Consider the following 20,528-nt stretch of genomic DNA (forward strand, 5'->3'; position numbering starts at 1 on the left):
GGAGGTGGTGGATTTCCTAATCTAATATCACTATGCAAATTTTTAATTAGCAATGGAAATATCTCATAAGCAACTTCCTTTTCAAATTTTAATTTGTCAGATTTATTTTGACAACTTAAAAGAAGAAAGCAAAAAATGATTAAAATTATTTTTCTAAACATATTGGCTACAACGGTCTTGGTTAAGGCAAGTGGCGTGGAATAGGGACACGTTCTTGTCGGCTTAGTTGTCTTTTACTTGGTCTCTAAAATAGCACTTTTCACTAGAATGCCCGCTATTTGCGCTTAACCGATGTTGGGCATAGTATTTTTACTCTAATTTCGTTTTTTTACGATATGTATTCCGCCAATTTCGTAAGCAACGCTAATTGGTATAATTTTATCTTTTAAATAAAAATTTCCGTTTTGAAATGGCGTAAGTCGTTCGTCAATTAAGAAAAAATATTCTTCTCGATTAGTTAATATATTTAGATTTTCATTTGTTAGTTCTATTTGATCAATGTAATCAACAATTCCAAGTTTATTCAATTCAGGTATTGTCACTTTTTGAGAGTTCATTTCACAAAAGTGTTTTTCTCCAAGACCTGGCATTCCAAACCAAGGTGCTGCTTGTCCAACTTGTAATGAAATTTTTGAGGTGTCATCGTTAAAAAGAAAATATTTAATTTCAAAAGTCTCAAATTCTGGCGGTAATGATTTTTTCGGAAATGGTTCTTCTGCTCTCCAAAAGAACATCACTTTATTCTGCCAAGCTGGATCATTCCGATCTTCACAAATTAAATTAGTCGTCCAATAATGCATATAAAGCTCATTTGTTCGTAAAAGAATAGTTGATTTTTCAATCCTTTCTTTTTGTTCGTCTGTTAAAGATCTAATTATTCTGAATCCAGATTCATTGTCAACAGCAAGAAATTTTTCTCCTTTGTTTAATTGAACGCTTTCATTCTCAGCTTTAGATTCTTTTTTACCAAATAATTTGTCAAATATTCCCATCAAATAAAATTATTGTGATTCTTTTTTGTCGTTCAAAATATTATGCCCAACGGTCTTGGTTAAGGCAAGTAGCGTGGAGTAGGGACGCGAACTTGTCGGCTTTGTTGTTTTTTGCTTGGTGTCTAAAATAGCACTTTTCATCAGAATGCCCGCTATTTGCGCTTAACCGATGTTGTATATTGTGGCGATTCTCGGAATATGTTGTTTTGTTGTCACTCTTTTTAAGTCATTTTTATTCTTTCCTGAATCTTGATTTTTTCACGTTTGAGTGAGAATCATTTTTTGATTTTTTGGTTCTTAATTATTTTGTCAATTTTCAGGTCTGAGTGAATGTCGGAGTTAAAAATTTAAAGGCATTCAATTTATCCATTTTTCACGCTTGAGTAAAAGTCAGAATAACTAGCTGAATTCATCTATTTTTACCTTTTTCAAGTTCGAATAAGAATCCGCGCACTTATTTTAAGATCATCCAATTTTCACACTTTTCATCCTTTTAAACTTTCCCAATAAAACTCACTCTTGAGTAGTTTTTGTTCTTAACTAAAATCTTGAAAAAGTCAGCGTAACAGTTGCGAAAGAGCGGTTTTTTCAATCATATTTTGCCGTTATTTTTTTTCGTTTTTCATTCTGAGCCATAATTTACAACGGTCTTGGTTAAGGCAAGTGGCGTGGAGTAGGGACGCGTTCTTGTCGGCTTAGTTGTTTTTTACTTGATGTCTAAAATAGTACTTTTCACCAGATTGCCCGCTATTTGCGCTTAACCGATGTTACCTCACGTTTTATACTAGAAACATTCTTAAAAGTTCTTTTTTATTTCAAAAATAAACTCAGCAGGGATATAATTATTGCTAAAATTGAAAACCAAAAACTGAATTTATCATATTTGAATTTTTCTATTGTTTTTTCTCTGATAAGATCTTCTTGAATCTCTACTAAATCAAGTTTTTTAAATCCTTGTTGTCGGGTAATAAATTTTTTTCCTTTTTTGGTTATTCTTAATTCATCATTTGATATTTTCATGAATCCTTCATCCAATAATTCCACTTTTAAAGATTGCATTTCCCATGGCTCAAGCTCTAAATCACTTGATTCATTAATGAAAAGCATAGTGATTTTCTTGGAAATTGGTTTTTGTTCCAATTCCATTTTATCAACCCAAAGGAGTACAAAAAGAATTTTATCTAATTTATCTGATCTTGTCATTTAGATAAATAAATTAAACTTGTATCGATCTGTTTTTCTATTCCATGATCATTCATACTTCTTATTTTAATTTATTTTCAATTCTATTTAATCGGTCAGTTATATCTTCTTCATATTGTTCTATAAGTAGTTGATTATTAATTGAAGTTTTAACATCTCCTTTAATTTTATTTATGTCAAATTGAATTTGATCTAATTTTCTATCTAAAATTCTTTGGTTTTCGATTAATTTTTTAAACTCTTCTTCGTTCATAATATTTTTTAAAGTTGGGTGAAAATTGCATTTTGCTTTGGACAGAATTATTAATTTTCAATAAAATATTTAATAATAAATCCGATCACAAAAGTTATTATTGCAATATACCATCTAAATCTAATATCCCAATTTCCTAATCTTAAATTATCTCTGGTCAATTTTCTTATTTGTTCTTCTTTGGCTCTAATTGATTTTTGGTATTCTAAATTGTCTTTTTGTAATTTAAGATTATCTAATTCTAATTTATCTTTTTCTTGATTTTCAGATGTTATTTTCTTTTCTTTTTCAGATTTGGCTTTTAAGTATAAAGACCAACCCCCAATTTTAGCAACTTTATATCCAAATTCGGTCAAAATGGCTAATTCTTTGTCAATTTTAATTAAGCCTTTTTCTTGCATACTTTCCGCTAACCTTTCAGACTCTCTAAATTTGCCTAATTGTTGGAATTGTTGTTTTTCTAAATTTAGAAATTCATAGAAGAATTCAGAATTATTTTCCTTATTACTTAAAAGCTCAAGATTAAGATCAATCAGTTGATTTAAATTATCGTACATATTATAAAATGTGTGGTAACGGTCTTGGTTAAGGCAAGTAGCGTGGAGTAGGGTCACGTTCTTGTCGGCTTAGTTCTTTGTTACTTGGTGTCTAAAATATCACTTTCCATTGGAATACCCGCTATTTGCGCTTAACCGATGTTGTAGCCAGTTTTTTATCTATCCCATCCATCAATTATGTAATTTTTTTCAGTCATTTTTTTTTCAAGACCTGAATTATGAGATTTAAACCACATCTCAAATCGAACTGGATAAAAATTTTCAAAAGTTCCTTCGTCAATTACGGTACTTCCAGTATAAATTTTATAATTATTATCTAATTTATGTATTATATTTTCTGTCCGAGTTCTCAATTTCAATTCTGATAATTGAATATTTTGCGTTAATTCAAATGCTTTTATGAATAATTTTCCTTTATCATCTGGTTTGTGCCACATATAAAAATCATAGCCAGAATATCCACTTCCAATTACTAAAATTTTTTCTTCCTCAACTTTTAGATTACTTAATGAGTCAATTTGTTTGAATGATAAAAACTCAATTGGTTTCTCAAATTTCATATTTTCAGGAATTTCTATACCATAATATATTTTGTCAACTTCATTTTCATTCATAATTTCAAAAAACAACCAAAATACAAATACAATGATCAAAAGTATAAATGTGGAAATTCCTATAGTAATTTTTTTCGCTAATGTCATTCTTAAAAATTGGCTACAACGGTCTTGGTTAAGGCAAGTGGCGTGGAGTAGGGACGCGTTCTTGTCGACTTAGTTGATTGTTTCTTAGTCTCTAAAATAACACTTTTCACTCGAATGCCCGCTATTTGCGCTTAACCGATGTTGTGCACAGTACTGTATAATTTCTAATTATCATTTCAAAACCTTCCGATTTTTAAAGATTTGATTAAGTCAGCATATTATCAGATAGAGTCAATATTGTGAACGAGATTTTTAATTAGTTAAATTATTTTAAATTCTTATTCTCATTTTTAATATTCCATTCTTTTACTGGAGATATATCTGACTCAATATTTTCATTAGCTAAGTCAATTTTCTTATTACTTTTCTTGTTTTTCTTTTTCTTTTTTCTACTTTTTTTCGAAATTATAATCGGAGTTGCATCTTTTGAAAGTGACCAGATAAATGCAACCATCCAACCAATAAAAGTCCAACCTAATAATAGATTTATAGCTAATATAGCATTTGAATTTCTTTTATTCCACCCGATTATTGTTGGTAGAAAATAAAGAATAAATCCAATAGTCCAAATTATGATTATTAAAAAATCCATTCTCTAAGTTACTTTTTTTTTTGGTTTTGTATTGTGCACAACGTGTTATATCGAATCGAATATACACTTTTAATCGAAGATATTCCGGGATAAACGCAGGTTTTCAGGGTTTTTATCGGATTCAGATAATTGCTTTAATGCAACATCTAAAGGGCTCTTGATCTTTAGCAAATCATGCTGAGTGACATGTGTGTAGATCATTGTGGTTTCAGGGCGTGAGTGCCCCAATAATGCCTGAATGTGCCTTAGATCGGTTCCGTTCTCCAACATATGCGTCGCATAAGAATGTCGCAAGGTGTGCGGCGTTACATGTTTCTTGATCTTAGCTCGGCTACATGCCAATTTTAAAACACTTCTTACAGATGAGGCACTATATTCATCCCCATCTTTGCCTTCAATAAACAGTTTTTCGGGCTTATAACTGGTAAGATAATTATAAAGTAGAGGAACAAAAGCTTCTGCCATGACCACATGCCTGTCTTTTCGTCCTTTCCCGTTTCTCACATAGATCTGCCGGCGGTCTACATCTATATCTTGCAATTTCAAACTCAGAGCTTCCCCAATACGCAAACCAGAAGAGTAAATTAGAATGAGCAGCGTGCGATGTTTCAAATTTCGGGTAGCCCTAAAAATATCTATCACTTCCTCCTTAGAAAGTACAACCGGTAAATATTTACTTTTATTCGGCCTGTCTATATCATCCACATTCAAAGCCTCTAATTTGTGCAGTTTTTCGAATTGCTTTAATGCACTTATACACTGCCTATGCGTACTTATAGAATATCCTTGTTGTGCAATTTCCTTCTCTATAAATAATTCTAGATCTCTGTTGGTATATGCTGAAATTGGTTTTTGCTGAAATTTTAAAAGCTTTAGAATAAAGCTACAATAAGTTCCAATGGTACTTTTACTATAACGCTTCCCTTGTAGATAAGAGCTGAACTCATTTAAATCTTCTTCAATTCTAGGTGAAATTGTATAAGATTGAAGTTCTGAATAATCGATACGGCAATCGAATTTCTGAAGATGACGATAGAGTTTGCCTTTATTCTCTTGGGTAAATGATACATAAAAACAAGAATGAGTTTTGGTCCATGTAACTTCTTCTAGTAGCATTAAATGGCTTTTTAAAGCAGAATTGAATTTAAAAGCGATGCCAATTTGTAAAACATCTTTATGCTGAAATGGGAAAAGTCTAACCTGCTCCATAGTCATTTATATATAGAGTTAAAATACTATAAATAAATGATTTAAAGTGATTTATGTTGAAGTCTATTAGATAATATAATCAGGTATTTCTTACAGAACCAGTAATCCGTTTGCCTTTAACAATTGCATAGGTTTAGAGAACCAAAAAAGTTCAAAATCCTCGAGCTCCATTTCAAAATCTTTTTTTAGATCTGAAAAGGATTGGAGTTTTTCATTCCCTGGCTGAAGCAGTGGTAAATTTTTAAGCAACCAATCTCCGGTTTCTTTTTCCAGAACGATCTGAAAACTATTTAGATTGCTGTGAAAGGTAAATCCTAGCTGATGCCTTGTAATCCCTCGTTTCGTTTTTACTTGTTCAGTAACAATTGGCAGAGCTCCTAACCAGATTATTTTTGCTGAAGGTTTTATATTAAAGTTGGGAACTGTTTCTAAGCATTTTTCAATAAAATTAGGATCTATCTGTGTCTTCGGAATTTTGAAATCGAACCATTCCTCAAGCGAAAGTTCAAATCCGATCCCGTGCATAAAATTGAAAAGCGATTTCTTGAGTCCGAAACTGAATTTTGAATGATCTATCCCTGTGTGATCTTTAAAATCTACATCGTTATTTGCAAAAGTGATGTTCTTATAATTCGGAGTGATCCCATAATCTGAAGGATTCAATCCCACCGGGCTATGTGCTGTCAATGCAAACTGATGCCAGAATCCCGACTGAATAATTCCAAGCTCAAATAATTGCCTTACCATTTCTAAACTGTCTACCGTTTCCTGAACAGTCTGCGTTGGATAGCCATACATAAGGTAAGAATGCACCATGATATTGGCATCGGTAAGATTTTGAGTTACTTGTGCTACCTGAGAAACCGTAACTCCTTTATCTATTAGTTTCAATAATCTATCTGAGGCTACTTCAAGTCCGCCAGAAATTGCAATACAGCCAGAAGCTTTTAGAAGAAGACAAAGATCCTTTGTGAAGTTCTTTTCAAACCGAATATTGGTCCACCACGTTACCGTTAGCTTCCGCTTGATTATTTCTAAAGCTAAAGCTTTCATTAAAGCTGGAGGTGCTGCTTCATCTACAAAATGAAATCCGTTCTCTCCAGTTTGATCTATAAGTTGTTCCATTCTATCTACCAATATTTTGGCAGCAATGGGCTCATATATTTTAATATAATCTAGAGAGATATCGCAAAATGTACATTTTCCCCAATAACAGCCGTGAGCCATGGTAAGTTTGTTCCACCGCCCATCACTCCATAAACTATGCATAGGGTTCGCGATCTCTATTACAGAGATATAATCTTCTAATAAAAGATCTGAATAATCTGGGGTGCCAAGATCAATTTGTTTATAATCTGCTTTGGTAGTATCATTTTTATAAACCACTTTTCCTTCTTCCAGTACAAAAGTTCTTTTAAAAGTAGGAGGCGCAGCATTATCTGGAGCACTAACTGCTTCAGCTAAAAGTTCAATAGGTAATTCCCCATCGTCTAAAGTGATATAATCTAGAAACTCAAAAACCCGAGTATCTGTAATAGATCTTAATTCGGTATTAGGAAATCCACCACCCATTGCAATTTGGATATCTGGATACTTAAATTTTATAAATTGTCCGCATCTTAGTGCACTATAAAGGTTGCCCGGAAAAGGAACAGAGATACACACCAATTTAGGTTGCGTTTTTTGTAAATGTTCTTCCAGGATCTGCAGTGTAATAGCATCTATTAAAGTGGTTTCTTCCTGCAATTCTTCATAAAGCTCATCAAAAGAATTGGCACTCTGCCCAAGACGCTCAGCATATCTACTAAATCCAAAATTATCGTCTATGCATTCTACAATAAAATCTGAAAGATCTTCCAAATACAAAGTAGCTAAATGCTTTGCTTTATCTTGCATTCCCATAGAGCCAAATGCCCAATCCATATCGTCTAATTGATCGAATCTGGATGCACGAGGCAGGAAATTATCGGTACAAATTTGTCTGGCCAAGGTATTATTCTTGCCTTGTAAAAATCGAACTACTTCATCTAAAGGTTGTAAATATGCTTCCTTTAAAGCATAGATGCGTTCGCAGTTTTCAGATTGAATACTGTCATTTTCAAAAGCGATCTCAAATAATTCTCTAAAAGTATCTTCTGAAAATAGCTCAAGGATCACTTCCATCCCAAGATCTATCTGATAAGAGGAAATATTTTTTGTATTCAGAAATCCCTTTAGATATGCCGTAGCTGGGTATGGCGTATTTAATTGTGTAAATGGTGGAGTAAGTAGTAAAAGGTCTTTCAAAATAGCATATTAAATAGATGCCTGCAAAGGTAGTTTATTGTTCGCTTTTTAAAATATCTGCAACCGCTTGTTTATAAGCTTTTGGATTATTTGCTTTTTTGATCTTTTTGAAACTCTTCTGCGGATTGCTAAAAGATTCTGAAAAGTAACTCCAAAAACCTTGCATTTTCATCTTGATAGGAGTAGGGCCAGACAATGCTGCATCGTACTGCTCGTAAATAGTATCATGAAATTCGCTGAAGATCTTCCAACGATCTTTGGGATATTCTGTAGTGTTATTCTTGATCATATTTGGCAAAAAAGGATCAGCAATAAGACCTCTCCCAATCATGAAATGATCTATGCTAGGAAATCGTTCCTGCATGTCCTTAAAGGCTGCTACATTGGTGATGTCACCATTATAGTATAATTTATGTTTCGTTGCAGGAATACAACGCTCAAATGCGTCTAGATCTACGCCACCTTTATAAAGTTGCTTTCCTATACGGGCATGAATGGCAATATTCTTCAGCGGATACTTATCCAAAATAGGAAAAGCATCTAAGATTTCATTACTGTTTTCATAACCCATTCTCATTTTCATAGAAACCAGAATATCTGTTTCAGAATGAGCTCGATCTAATATATTATCAATTTTAGCAGGATCACAAATCAACCCAGAACCCATTCCACGTTTAGTAACCATAGGGTAAGGGCAACCTAAATTCCAGTTGAGTTCCTTGTACCCTAATTCTTGCACATACTTGGCCACAAATAAGAATTCCTCTGCATCGTTAGTGATCACCTGCGGAATTACTTCTAACGTATCGTTATGCTCTGGAAGAAGATCTCGCTGGTATGAATTTTTTACCACCATCTTTCCATCTAGACGGATGTACGGAGCGTAGAACGTATCTATTCCACCAAAATAGTGATGGAATGCATTCCGAAATCGGAAATCTGTAAATCCTTGTAAGGGAGAGGAAAGTAAAGTGAAACTCATAGTTAGATTATGCCCGCAAAGATACTGGAAATTGCGAGTTAACTATCGAGTTTTAATAAGAGAATTGAGTGACTGCAAATACTATTCTTGCGGTGCGGGAATGAAGTTGGAGGAGAGTTGAAATTCGTTATGGAGATCTTCTCTATGAAACTCATTCGCTGGGATGGTCCATGTAATATTAGTAGTTATTTCCCATTCTGTCTCGCTGATTTTAATGCCTTCAATAAAGCCATCAGTAATTTCGTGGTATCCGCTATCTGGGAAGAACGCGAATAATCCATATTTTGAGGAAGCAGCGCTAAAATCTGTATTTTCTAGTTTAAATTTAGTTTTATCTGGATCAATTGCGAATAGTAGATGTTTTCTATAGGCGCTATCTGCAAGTCTTTGTCCGGTAATGGTATCTATTCTATCATGCGCGGCTTCAGAATAGAAAAAAACAAGTCTATCTCCTTCAACAATTTTTGAAGCCAGCCGGTCATATTCATTATAATAATATTCAATTTCTGAGTTTGGATAATAATAAGGTTTAATTGTAATTGTAGTATATACAAAATTTGCCAATCGGTCTTCTTCCTCTGTTTCTTCCTCGTTTTCTGCGTCGATGGCAGTATCATCTACAACTTCCACCACAGGAACGTCTTCTGCTGGTTCCGAAGTTTCACAACTATATAATAGTAATGCTAAAACATAAAGAAGCGCAAGATATTTCATAGTAAATTTAGAAAAGGCTAAATAAATTTACACTTTTTTAATAAATAAGAAAGTGATATTGAAATTAATTCATGGTCATTGGTAAATATCTCGACAAAATATTGATAATTCTTTAAGATTATAAGACATATAAAGATTATCCTTCAATATAATCTTTATACTCAATGAAAAACGCTTCCAACTGTCCCATGTTGTTATTCAGAAATTCAAAAACCTGTGGCCAATGAGTTTTATTATGAATGTTCACCGAATCCAACTGAACATAAAATCTAGAAACTTCCTTCCCTTCAGGCAAGAGATAATTCTTTTCAATCTCAATTGTTGGTAAATATTCTTCTTTTAAAATAGTTCTTAAAGCATAGATCTTTTCGAAATAATATTCCTGTATTACTTCATCTGCACTAGAAATATCTATTGAAACCTGGGCTAGATCTGTATTAAAAGTGAATTTTAATTGTACTTCTTTAATTCCGGTATGGTAGAGAACCCATTTGTGTGGATATTTTTTTCCGAAGCTAGTCCAGAATTCTTCTCTCATCTTTTTTGAATCTTCCTTACTAAACATCTTACATTAAATATGCTAATACAATTCCAGCAACGATCACTGCTAGTTTGGAGGCATTAAAGGTGTGTGTTTTTGAAGCTTCAAAAATAATAGTGGTAGATACATGTAGAAAGATCCCTATTACAACAGCACTTATATATGTGGTATATTCATTAAGGATTTCAAAATTAGCCGACATCCAACTTCCTAAGGGAGTCATAAGAGCAAATAGAATTAAAAATAAAGCGACCTTAATCTTCCCTATATTCGACTGAAGTAAAAACGCAGATAAAATGGCTGCAACTGGGATCTTATGGATCGCAACACCGTAAAGCAAATGCTCTGAGGTATTTAAAGGAAAACCTTCTAATAGAGAATGGATCCCTAAACTAATTAATAGTAAAAGTGGGAAATGAGTAGTATTTCCTTCATGATGGATATGGCCATGCTCTGCACCTTTAGATAAAAACTCCAAAACTATTTGCAGTAATAATCCTAGCATAATGAATACGCCGATTTGAGATTCTCCGGAATTATAAACTTCAGGGAGCAATTCAAAAACGGTAACAGATAAAAGATATGCTCCACTAAAAGAAAGCAATAATTTAAATGCTACAGAGGAATTTGGTTTTAAGAATAAGGCTATAAAAAACCCAATTAGAACTGATAAGAGTGGCAGAATATAGATCATTTAATAAAATAGGTTCTCTAAATTGGTTTTTACAAGTTCATTCTAATGTTTTCTGAATAATCCTTTAAAAATGGGTATTCTGCCCAACATGTAATTGTCATATCGCACAAAAATAATGTATTTTTGCCGTTTAAGAAATGATGGGAATGGATAATAATTTTGAAATGGTTGCCAAAACACTTTTTGGCTTTGAACCTATATTAGCAAAGGAGTTGCGTAATCTTGGCGCAATGAATATTAAAGAGGGAGTAAGAAACGTGCAATTTACTGGAGATAAAGGTTTTATGTATAAAGCCAATCTCTGCTTGCGTACGGCCATTAAGATCTTAAAACCTTTTAAATCTTTCAAGATCGCTTCAGAAGAGGATCTTTATAATGAGATCAAGAAGATCGCTTGGGAAGATTTTATGAATGTAAATGACACCTTGGCGATAGATGCCACGGTTCATTCTGAACAATTCACCCATTCCAAATATATCGCTCAGAAAACTAAAGATGCCGTTGTAGATAGATTTCGAGAGAAATTTGGGACAAGACCAGATGTAGATCTAGATTTTCCAACCCTAAGAATAAACATTCATATAGAGCATAATTACTGTAATGTTTCTCTAGATAGCTCTGGACAATCATTGCATAAACGTGGTTATAAAACAGCTACGAATATTGCACCAATAAATGAAGTTTTGGCAGCAGGAATGTTGCTTTTTTCTGGTTGGGATGGACAAAGTGATTTTATGGATCCTATGTGTGGGAGTGGTACTATTTTAATAGAAGCTGCCATGATCGCGTGTAATATTCCACCGAATTTAAATAGAAAGGAATTTGCTTTTGAAAAATGGAAAGATTGGGATGTAGACCTATTTGAAAAAGTGGAAGAATCTGTACTTAAAAAAGTACGAGATTTCCATTTTACAATCGTTGGTTATGATAAAGCACCTTCTGCAGTTACTAAGGCAATAGATAATGTTGAAAATGCAAATCTTGCTGAATTCATACAGGTGAAACAACAAAATTTCTTTGAAAGCACGAAGACTAGTGAAAGACATTTACATATGGTTTTCAATCCGCCGTACGGAGAGCGATTGGATATAGATATGCCTGTTTTTTATAAGGAAATAGGGGATACCTTAAAACAAAGTTACCCAGATACTGCAGCTTGGTTTATCACCTCCAATCTGGAAGCGATCAAACATGTTGGTTTGCGCCCTTCTAGAAAGATCAAACTTTTTAACGGAGCCTTGGAATCTAAATTATTGAAATATGATATTTATGCTGGTACTAAAAAACTGCATAAACTGAGAGATCAAGAAGAAGAATAAACAGATAAAACATCTCGACTCCGCTCAATGTGACAATAGAATGTCATCTTAGCATGTTGAAGAATCTAGTTTTCTGGAGTAACTTCTATTTACTACCTACATCTTGACAGGCTCAATGTGACACTACGTGGTCATCCTGAGCATGTCGAAGGATATGTTGTGTATTTGATTTTTATATTTTCCAAGCACATTTCGACTCCGCTCAATGTGACAATTCTTTGTCTTTTCGGAAGGAGTCGAGAAATCTTTTATTTTACTAGACGATATTAGATCTTGAAATAAATTCAGGAGGAATTATAAGTATCTATAATAAAATAGAATTTTACTTCTTCGCTTTCTTATAAAGCGGGATGAGGTAAGAGATATTATAACTATAGCCAACACCAAAGTCACTAAAATCATTGGTTGCACCAAATCCAGGAATATACAAATTGTCCATATTAGAAGGAGTAGATTCAGAAATTCGTCTTTTAAGTTGCACATTGGCACCTAAATATAAATTCTGAAATAATTCTACTTTAACACCAACAACAAGCTCTGCCCAACTAGCGGTAAGGCCTGTAGATTCCTCAGGATCCACTCTTAGATCGGATCCAAAATAGGGAGTTTGAGTAGAAATTGCATAACTCTCTAAAGTTTGAGAAAAAGTAGAAAATCCATATCTAAGTCCTATAATTATGGCATTTTCCATTCCTGCCCAGTTTTCGTAGGCATTATAATCTGCACCCAGTTTTATATAACTACCTTTTGAACTAACACTAAGATTTTCTTCGGGAAGATCTATTTGCTCATTTCCAAGCTCTGCAGCCAGATAATAATTTTTGTAGATCCTGTAATCTCCAAGCAATTCTAATCCACTATAATCATCTTGTAATAAAGTACGTATGGGCTTGCTTAGGTCTACACCCACACGCAAACCATATCGTTCCTTATAATTCACGGTATCTGTAGCAGTTTGCGCATTGGAACTTTCTATTCCCAAAAGGCAAAAAATGCTAATGAAAAATAGAAATATGTGTTGTTGTTTCATCTTCTACAGTTGATTGATCTACTATAATATCTTTTATCCAATTATTGGAACTAGGAGTTTCCGCTACTAATTTAGCTTCCAGGTTAATATATGTAACCTTAAAACTACAAGCACTATTTATATATTCCTGATTTCGAGTATAGGTAAAATTAATAATATCACTATTTTCTGCTGAAGTTGGTTCCTCCTCCTCATCGTCATTGGCGTTCAAGATAAATTCGTAGGAAGTTAAATCTACATCGGTCTTTAGAGGAATACTTATTTCTGAAGGATTTGTGGGAATTTCAAAATTTAAAGTATCTCCAACAGCCCTAATACTAAAATTAGCAACTGGTTTAGCTAAAGTATCCCCTTCAGAATTAGCATCAAAATCATAAAAGGAGATCTTTACAAGCGGAGTGATCAAGGTAGACTCCGGACAGATATCGTCTCTTTGACAACTTAAATTGATAAGTGCAATAAGCAGTAAAAATATACCGGCAGTACTAAGTGATTTTATCTTTTTTCCAAACATACTACATTTTCTACATGAAAGGTTTGTGGAAACATATCTACCGGTCGAACTCTGGTTACTTTATAATGTTCATCTAAAAGCGCCAAATCCCGTGCCTGTGTAGCCGAATTACAACTAACGTACACAATTCGTTGAGGCAAGATACCAATTATTTGAGCAACTACATCCTTGTGCATTCCATCTCTTGGTGGATCTGTAATTATAACATCTGGATGCCCGTGTTCATTAATAAAATCTTGAGTGAATACCTTCCTCATGTCTCCTGCATAGAACTTTGTATTCTCTATATTATTTCGCTTAGCATTCTCTTTTGCATCTTCAATGGCAACTGGGACGGCTTCTATACCCACAACTTTCTTTGCCTTTTTAGCAACAAATTGAGCGATGGTCCCAGTACCTGTATAAAGATCGTAAACAAGTTCATCTCCGGTAAGTCCTGCAAAATCCCTGGTTACCTTGTAAAGTTCATAAGCTTGTGCAGAATTGGTTTGATAGAAGGATTTTGCATTGATTTTAAATTTAAGACCTTCCATTTCTTCGAAAATATGATCTTCTCCTTTATAACAAATCACTTCTTGATCGTAAATGGTATCGTTTCCTTTACAGTTAATCACGTACTGAAGGGAAGTGATCTCAGGGAATTTTTCGGCTAAACTATCCAATAGCAAAGTTCTCTTCTCTTTATCTTCAGCAAATAATTGCAACACCACCATGATCTCTCCAGTAGATGAAGTACGAATCATAAGAGTTCTTAACAACCCATATTGGTTTCTTGTATTGAAAAACGGAATTTCATTAGCAATAGAAAATTCCTTCACGTGATTTCTAATAGCATTACTAGGATCTTCCTGTAAATGACATTTTTTAATATCCAAGATCTTGTCCCACATTCCTGGAATATGAAATCCTAAGGCATTTTTATCTTCAAAATCTTGATCACTGTTAATCTCATCTAGCGTTAACCATCTGCTATCACTAAAAGAGAATTCCATTTTGTTTCTATAAAAGTAGATCTCTTTACTTCCTAAAATAGGTTCTATTTCTGGTAATTCAATCTTACCTAAACGTTGTAAATTATTGGTGATTTCCTGTTGCTTATAGAATAACTGATGCTCGTAACCCATATGTTGCCATTTACAACCTCCACAGGTTCCAAAATGCTGACATACCGGCTCTACGCGTTTATCTGAAAGTTTATGGAATTTAGTTGCTGTACCTTCGTAAAAGGATTTTTTCTTTTTGGTAGTTCGTATGTCTGCAACATCTCCTGGAACTGCATTATTTATAAATACTACTTTTCCATCTGGAGCCTTTGCAATACTTTTTCCTTTGGCACCGGCATCTAAAATTTCTAATTCTTCAAATACCAGATTTCTTTTCTTTCTTCCCATAGCGCAAAAATAGGATAATTGTGAAGATTTTATACTGCTCGCATTATAAATTTCAGATAACATTTAGTAATTTGCACTTGTTGATTTTTTGGTTGATTTCTCTCCATTTTCAGCATATATAGACCAAATAAAAGTAGGAATTGTTAGAATAATTATTTAAAATACAGAATATGCAATTAGAAAAAGTTACTGCTTCAGAACAGGCAATTGAAATGGAAGACAAATACGGAGCTCATAATTACCATCCACTACCGGTAGTATTGAGTAAAGGAAAAGGAGTTCACGTCTGGGATGTAGAAGGTAAACAATATTATGATTTTCTTTCAGCATATTCTGCAGTAAATCAAGGTCATTGCCATCCAAAAATAGTAAAAGCTATGCATGATCAAGCTTCTACTTTGTCTCTAACTTCACGTGCTTTTCATAATGATATCTTAGGACCTTATGAAAAATATGTAACGGAGTATTTTAATTTCGATAAAGTACTTCCTATGAATACTGGGGCTGAAGCGGTGGAAACTGCTATTAAGATCGCCAGAAAATGGGCATATGAAAAGAAAGGGGTAGAAGAGCATCAAGCACAAATAATTGTTTGTGAAAATAATTTCCACGGAAGAACAACTACCGTGATCTCTTTTTCTAATGATGAGAATGCAAGAAAGAATTTTGGCCCTTATACACCAGGATTTATTAAGATTCCATATAATGACATCAATGCTTTAAAAGAAGCTTTAGAAAGTACCGAGAATATCGCCGGTTTTTTAGTAGAGCCAATTCAAGGAGAAGCAGGTGTATTTACTCCAGCAGACGATTATATGAAGCAAGCTAAAGAGCTATGTAGCCAACATAATGCACTATTTATTGCAGATGAAATCCAAACAGGAATTGCAAGAACTGGTGGTTTATTAGCGGTTTGTGGTAATTGTGATTGCCAGAATCATTGTGAAAGACAAGAAACTTATACAAAACCAGATATGTTGATCTTAGGAAAAGCTCTTTCTGGTGGTAATTATCCTGTATCTGCTGTATTAGCAGATAATGAGGTGATGAATGTGATCCAACCAGGACAACATGGTTCTACCTTTGGTGGAAATCCTGTTGCAGGTGCAGTGGCTATTGCTGCTTTGGATGTGGTTAAAGATGAAAACCTTATTCAGAATGCTAGAAAGCTTGGTAATCTTTTTAGAAGTGAATTAAATAAATATATTGAACAAACAGATCTAGTAAGCCTTGTAAGAGGAAGAGGTTTACTAAATGCTATAGTTATTAATGATTCTGAAGAAAGCTCTACTGCTTGGGATATTTGCATGGCACTTAGAGATAATGGTCTTTTAGCAAAGCCAACCCATGGAAATATTATTCGTTTTGCGCCTCCTTTGGTAATGACAGAAGAAGAACTATTAGATTGTGTTGCTATAATTGTTAAGACTTTAAAACAGTTTGAAAAATAAGAATTAGTTATTTTTTTAAATATCTTGACCGATCTGAAATTGAATTTTCGGATCGGTCTTTTTTAATACCTTCATATAAAACATATCAAATTTTAAATTGAATGGCCAGTATCGAATTTTTGTCATTTTTAGAAGAATTGCTTACCCCAGAGCGAAAAGCTTTGTTTAATAAAGTTATAGAGCAACGTACCAATCATTTTACGGTGGTTACAGAGGATGTTTATCAATTACATAACACAAGTGCTGTAATTAGAAGTTGCGATGTATTTGGCATTCAGAATGTCCATGTGATCGAGGAGCAAAAAGTTAAGAAGATAGATAGAGAGATCGCAATGGGCGCGCAAAAATGGGTGAGCCTTAATAGACATGACGATAGTTTAAAATGTATAAGTAAATTAAGGGAGGAAGGTTATCAAATTATAGCCACATCACCTAATGCTGAAGCCATTGAATTATCTGATTTTGATATCACAAAACCTTCAGCTCTTTTTTTAGGAACAGAAAAGGATGGTTTATCTAAAGAAGTATTATCTAATGCAGATCAATGCATAAAAATTCCGATGGTTGGATTTACAGAGAGTTTAAATATATCTGTTTCAGCAGCAATTATTTTGCAGGAACTTACATCCAGACTAAGAAAAAGTAAAATTTCTTGGGAATTGAGTGATTATGATAAAAATGAAGTTAAATTTGAATGGTTGAGTAAAAGTTTTAAAAACTTTGACCAATTGGTGAAAAGATTTGAAAATGATTAATATTTTTGAATTTTAGATAATTATAGAAAACCTACATGACCCTATTTTTTTATATTCTTATTGCCATTATCACCTTTATAGCATTCCTACATGCTTGGGCAAAAAAGGAATTTGATATTAGTAGGACTCTGGTAATTAATCGATCTAAAGAAGATGTATACAATTTGGTGAGGCAACTTAAAAAGCAACCTCATTGGATGCCTTGGTTGGAAAATGATTATAATGGAGTCTTAAAGTTTAATGGAGACGATGGGAAATTGGGCGCTCTTTTATATTGGAAAAAAAGCAACCGACTTTTTGAAGGTACCCAAAAGATAGTGAAGCTTAATCAAGGCCGAATTATGGAAACCAGAGTTCTTATATTAAGACCTGTAAAACTTATAGGTCTAGAATATAAAGCTTTTAAAGAGTTAGATGAAAATAAAACAAAAATGGTTTGGGGTGTACGGGGAGGACTTAACTTCCCATTTTCTGTAATTGCTCTTTTTCAACCAATAGATAAAATGTATGGCGACGATCTAGAGTTAGGGCTTAAAAACCTTAAAAAAATGCTAGAATATAAGCATGAAAAAACCGAAGTCAATTAAGAATCAACTTCGGTTATATTATTTCTATGATCTCAGAGGTTATCTCCTTAATACCTTGTACTCCTCATAACATCCACTAATAGCATCTAAAATTTGAAGATCGTTAGCAGAATTCATAAAGTCTTTTGAATAATTACATCTGGCAAGAATCTCTTCGATCTCTATTGTGCTTATTTGTAAAACAGCGGCTAAAGTTTGTCTGTCAAATTTTGCTTGAAGAAGGTTTCTTATTTCATCATCATCCTTCATTTTACGCAATTTTTTCATCTGCTTTGGTTTGTTTCCGAAGAGATTATAAAGTGCGTCTGCAGGATTAAATATAGCACCCAGAGCTTTCGCTGCTGCACCAGGTGAATAACTTCCTCCCTCATATCCAGAATTTAAACCGGAAATACAATATCTGCTGTTTTCATAAATAGGAATATTCTTAACGTCAATTTCTAAATAACCAGTTAGAGTTATAGGACTAACAACTACTTCTTCCAAAGCAATCCCTAATTCAGTCATTTTAACCTTAACGCTTCCATATTTTAACCAGTCATTGGTAACCCGAACTTGTATTGTTCTAAATCCCAGATAGGAAAAATAAAGGGTATCATTAACTGTTGCTTGTATCTCAAAACTTCCTTCTGAAGTAGTAGTGGTTCCTTTAACCTGATTAAGGTTAACGATATTCACATTTTCCAATGGAAGATCATTAGAGGCATTTAAAACTTTTCCATTCACTATGTCTTGAGCTTGTATAGCCCCTACAGAACAAAGGATAATAAAAAAGAAAAGGATTGGGAATAACTTCATAAAAGTAAAATACATTGGGAGAAATGTATAGTAATAACTATACCAAAGTCCTCCCAATGTTTATTTATTTATGATCTATTAGATTTTCTACGATTCACAGAACTAGAAATATTCTTTTTTCTGCTTCCGCTTCTTCCAGATGATTCACTGGAATTTCCAGAATCACTAGATCTTCTTCTGCTTGAACCTTCAGAAGGTTTATCAGATCTTCTTCCTCTAGATTCAGACGAACTATCGCTTCTTCTAGATTTAAAGTCTCCACCGCTTTTACCGCGACTTCTGTTACGATCACCACCACCAGAAGATCTTCTTCCGCCACCGCGACCAGTATCTTGTGAAACTTCTACGTTTACACTTCTTCCTTGATGTTGTACATTCTCGAAAGTAGCAATAACTTTCTCTGCCATTTCAGAACTAGTGTTGAAGAAAGAAAAACTCTCTTTAACATCTACTCTGGAAACATCATCTCTTCCAAGATCCAATGTCTCTTTAAGGTAATCCTTAAGGGACATCCAATCGAAATCGTCTTTTGTTCCAACGTTTATGAAATAACGTGTGCTATCTCCATTAGAACCAGAAGAATCTCTATCTCTAGGAGATACTTTAGAATTAAGATCTGATGCATTCTTATAGTGATTGAAGAATCGAGTAAATTCTACAGAAAATACTTTTTTAATGATCTCTTCTTTCGTTAAACCTTCTAAAACCGCTTCTATACTTGGTAGATAAGGGTCTATATCATGGTTTATCGTAGTATTCTTTATATCGTTAGCAAGGTGAAAAAGCTGAACTTCACAAATTTTCATTCCATCTGGAATTTCTTTTTGTTCGAAATTTCGCTTAATAATACGCTCTATACTCTTGATCTTTCTAAGTTCACTCTTAGAAACAATAACCATTGAAAAACCAGTTTTCCCAGCTCTACCGGTTCTACCACTTCTGTGTGTATAGATCTCTGGTTCATCAGGTAGTTGGTAGTTAATAACGTGAGTAATATCGTCCACATCAATTCCACGAGCGGCAACATCTGTTGCTACTAACATCTGGATCTGGCGATTTCTAAAACTCTTCATTACCATATCACGTTGGTTCTGACTTAGATCCCCGTGTAATGCTGCAGCGTTGTAACCATCTTCAACTAAGTTCTCGGCTACTTTTTGAGTATCTCTCTTTGTTCTACAAAAGATCACAGAGAAAATCTCTGGATTAGCATCTGCTAATCTTCTTAAAGCGGCATATCTATCGCGAGTGTTTACAAGATAATACTCGTGAGAAACATTAGAAGTACTTTCATTCTTGTTTCCAACAGTAATTTCTACTGGACTACGCATAAATTTCTTAGCAATGGTAGATACTTCTCTAGGCATAGTAGCAGAGAATAACCAAGTGCTTTTTTCAACTGGAGTATGAGATAAGATATTAGTAATATCTTCAAAGAATCCCATATTCAGCATTTCATCTGCTTCATCAAGTACACAGTACTCAATTTTAGAAATATCAACCAACTTACGCTTGATCATATCCTGCATTCTTCCTGGAGTAGCCACAATAATTTGTGCTCCACGACGAATTTGCTGGGCTTGATCTGTAATGCTTGCACCACCATAAATAGCAACTGTATTTAATCCTGGTGTAAACTTCCCGTAATTTTTAAGCTCATTTGTAATTTGTAAACACAATTCTCTGGTAGGAGAAAGAATTAATCCTTGTGTATGCTTACTTTGTGCGTCGATCTTGTGGATGAGTGGAAAACCAAAAGCGGCGGTTTTTCCTGTACCTGTTTGGGCAAGTGCAACCATATCGGTGTCTTCTTGCAATAAAATTGGAATCGCTTTTTCCTGTACCTCACTCGGCTCTGTAAAGCCCATTTCCTCAACAGCTTTAAGTATGGCAGGATTTAATCCTAATTGTTCAAATTTATTCATATAAAATTTTAATAAGTTGCAAAGGTACGATTTC

Annotated in this window: 21 protein-coding genes; 4 read left to right on the forward strand and 17 right to left on the reverse strand. The window is 33.8% G+C overall.

The annotated features are described in order from the left end of the window. Window positions 1–314: 314 nt before the first annotated feature. The 12 genes from BC962_RS15305 to BC962_RS15360 form a co-directional block, all read right to left on the reverse strand. On the reverse strand, window positions 315–992 hold the full coding sequence (locus BC962_RS15305; RefSeq protein ID WP_121346908.1) for a glycohydrolase toxin TNT-related protein: 678 nt from the start codon (window positions 990–992) through the stop codon (window positions 315–317). Window positions 993–1,802: 810 nt separating this feature from the next. Next, window positions 1,803–2,195, reverse strand: coding sequence for a hypothetical protein (locus tag BC962_RS15310; protein ID WP_121346909.1), 393 nt, complete (start codon window positions 2,193–2,195; stop codon window positions 1,803–1,805). 61 nt (window positions 2,196–2,256) lie between these two features. Continuing rightward, on the reverse strand, window positions 2,257–2,448 hold the full coding sequence (locus BC962_RS15315) for a hypothetical protein (RefSeq protein ID WP_121346910.1): 192 nt from the start codon (window positions 2,446–2,448) through the stop codon (window positions 2,257–2,259). Window positions 2,449–2,498: 50 nt separating this feature from the next. Then, window positions 2,499–3,005, reverse strand: a complete 507-nt coding sequence (locus BC962_RS15320) for a hypothetical protein (protein ID WP_121346911.1) — start codon at window positions 3,003–3,005, stop codon at window positions 2,499–2,501. 155 nt (window positions 3,006–3,160) lie between these two features. Further along, on the reverse strand, window positions 3,161–3,706 hold the full coding sequence (locus BC962_RS15325) for a hypothetical protein (protein ID WP_121346912.1): 546 nt from the start codon (window positions 3,704–3,706) through the stop codon (window positions 3,161–3,163). A 265-nt stretch (window positions 3,707–3,971) separates the two neighbouring features. Continuing rightward, window positions 3,972–4,298, reverse strand: a complete 327-nt coding sequence (locus tag BC962_RS15330) for a superinfection immunity protein (RefSeq protein ID WP_121346913.1) — start codon at window positions 4,296–4,298, stop codon at window positions 3,972–3,974. A gap of 69 nt (window positions 4,299–4,367) precedes the next feature. Next, window positions 4,368–5,507, reverse strand: coding sequence for a site-specific tyrosine recombinase/integron integrase (gene xerA / locus BC962_RS15335; protein WP_121346983.1), 1,140 nt, complete (start codon window positions 5,505–5,507; stop codon window positions 4,368–4,370). A 90-nt stretch (window positions 5,508–5,597) separates the two neighbouring features. Beyond that, window positions 5,598–7,793: a B12-binding domain-containing radical SAM protein gene (locus BC962_RS15340; RefSeq protein ID WP_121346914.1), complete on the reverse strand. Its 2,196-nt coding sequence runs from the start codon at window positions 7,791–7,793 to the stop codon at window positions 5,598–5,600. A gap of 34 nt (window positions 7,794–7,827) precedes the next feature. Next, window positions 7,828–8,775: a tRNA dihydrouridine synthase gene (locus BC962_RS15345; protein WP_121346915.1), complete on the reverse strand. Its 948-nt coding sequence runs from the start codon at window positions 8,773–8,775 to the stop codon at window positions 7,828–7,830. An 81-nt stretch (window positions 8,776–8,856) separates the two neighbouring features. After that, window positions 8,857–9,489 carry a hypothetical protein gene (locus BC962_RS15350; protein WP_121346916.1) on the reverse strand — a complete coding sequence of 211 codons (633 nt, stop codon included), beginning with the start codon at window positions 9,487–9,489 and terminating at the stop codon, window positions 8,857–8,859. A gap of 136 nt (window positions 9,490–9,625) precedes the next feature. After that, window positions 9,626–10,027, reverse strand: coding sequence for a DUF4268 domain-containing protein (locus BC962_RS15355; RefSeq protein ID WP_317127964.1), 402 nt, complete (start codon window positions 10,025–10,027; stop codon window positions 9,626–9,628). 28 nt (window positions 10,028–10,055) lie between these two features. After that, the gene (locus tag BC962_RS15360; RefSeq protein WP_121346918.1) at window positions 10,056–10,724 is read right to left on the reverse strand and encodes a ZIP family metal transporter; all 669 of its coding nucleotides are present in this window, start codon (window positions 10,722–10,724) and stop codon (window positions 10,056–10,058) included. 146 nt (window positions 10,725–10,870) lie between these two features. Between BC962_RS15360 and BC962_RS15365 the strand changes: the two genes are divergently transcribed. Next, window positions 10,871–12,043, forward strand: coding sequence for a THUMP domain-containing class I SAM-dependent RNA methyltransferase (locus BC962_RS15365; RefSeq protein ID WP_121346984.1), 1,173 nt, complete (start codon window positions 10,871–10,873; stop codon window positions 12,041–12,043). 322 nt (window positions 12,044–12,365) lie between these two features. Here BC962_RS15365 and BC962_RS15370 read toward each other — a convergent pair whose 3' ends face one another. The 3 genes from BC962_RS15370 to rlmD are packed head-to-tail and all read right to left on the reverse strand — an operon-like array spanning window position 12,366 to window position 14,978. Next, complete coding sequence (locus BC962_RS15370) at window positions 12,366–13,073, reverse strand: DUF6048 family protein (RefSeq protein WP_183075526.1); 708 nt, start codon at window positions 13,071–13,073, stop codon at window positions 12,366–12,368. Next, window positions 13,039–13,587, reverse strand: a complete 549-nt coding sequence (locus BC962_RS15375) for a DUF6452 family protein (RefSeq protein ID WP_121346920.1) — start codon at window positions 13,585–13,587, stop codon at window positions 13,039–13,041. Before BC962_RS15375 ends, BC962_RS15370 begins: the two co-directional genes overlap by 35 nt. Then, on the reverse strand, window positions 13,569–14,978 hold the full coding sequence (gene rlmD / locus BC962_RS15380) for a 23S rRNA (uracil(1939)-C(5))-methyltransferase RlmD (protein WP_121346921.1): 1,410 nt from the start codon (window positions 14,976–14,978) through the stop codon (window positions 13,569–13,571). Before rlmD ends, BC962_RS15375 begins: the two co-directional genes overlap by 19 nt. A 170-nt stretch (window positions 14,979–15,148) precedes the next feature. On the opposite strand from rlmD, the gene rocD reads away from it, so the two are divergent. The 3 genes from rocD to BC962_RS15395 all read left to right on the forward strand — a co-directional run bounded on the left by rocD (window position 15,149) and on the right by BC962_RS15395 (window position 17,771). Beyond that, window positions 15,149–16,429 (forward strand): ornithine--oxo-acid transaminase, encoded by a 1,281-nt coding sequence (gene rocD / locus BC962_RS15385; protein ID WP_121346922.1) that lies wholly within the window; start codon window positions 15,149–15,151, stop codon window positions 16,427–16,429. Window positions 16,430–16,530: 101 nt separating this feature from the next. Beyond that, window positions 16,531–17,184, forward strand: coding sequence for a TrmH family RNA methyltransferase (locus BC962_RS15390; RefSeq protein WP_121346923.1), 654 nt, complete (start codon window positions 16,531–16,533; stop codon window positions 17,182–17,184). Window positions 17,185–17,219: 35 nt separating this feature from the next. Beyond that, the gene (locus BC962_RS15395; RefSeq protein WP_121346924.1) at window positions 17,220–17,771 is read left to right on the forward strand and encodes an SRPBCC family protein; all 552 of its coding nucleotides are present in this window, start codon (window positions 17,220–17,222) and stop codon (window positions 17,769–17,771) included. Window positions 17,772–17,810: 39 nt separating this feature from the next. Here BC962_RS15395 and BC962_RS15400 read toward each other — a convergent pair whose 3' ends face one another. Together BC962_RS15400 and BC962_RS15405 are read right to left on the reverse strand one after the other, a co-directional pair. Further along, the gene (locus BC962_RS15400) at window positions 17,811–18,569 is read right to left on the reverse strand and encodes a carboxypeptidase-like regulatory domain-containing protein (RefSeq protein ID WP_121346985.1); all 759 of its coding nucleotides are present in this window, start codon (window positions 18,567–18,569) and stop codon (window positions 17,811–17,813) included. A gap of 68 nt (window positions 18,570–18,637) precedes the next feature. Then, entirely contained in the window at window positions 18,638–20,494 is a 1,857-nt protein-coding gene (locus BC962_RS15405; protein ID WP_121346925.1) for a DEAD/DEAH box helicase, read from the reverse strand. Window positions 20,495–20,528: the final 34 nt, after the last annotated feature.

It is taken from the genome of Gillisia mitskevichiae, assembly GCF_003634585.1.
In the GTDB taxonomy this organism is placed as follows: domain Bacteria; phylum Bacteroidota; class Bacteroidia; order Flavobacteriales; family Flavobacteriaceae; genus Gillisia; species Gillisia mitskevichiae.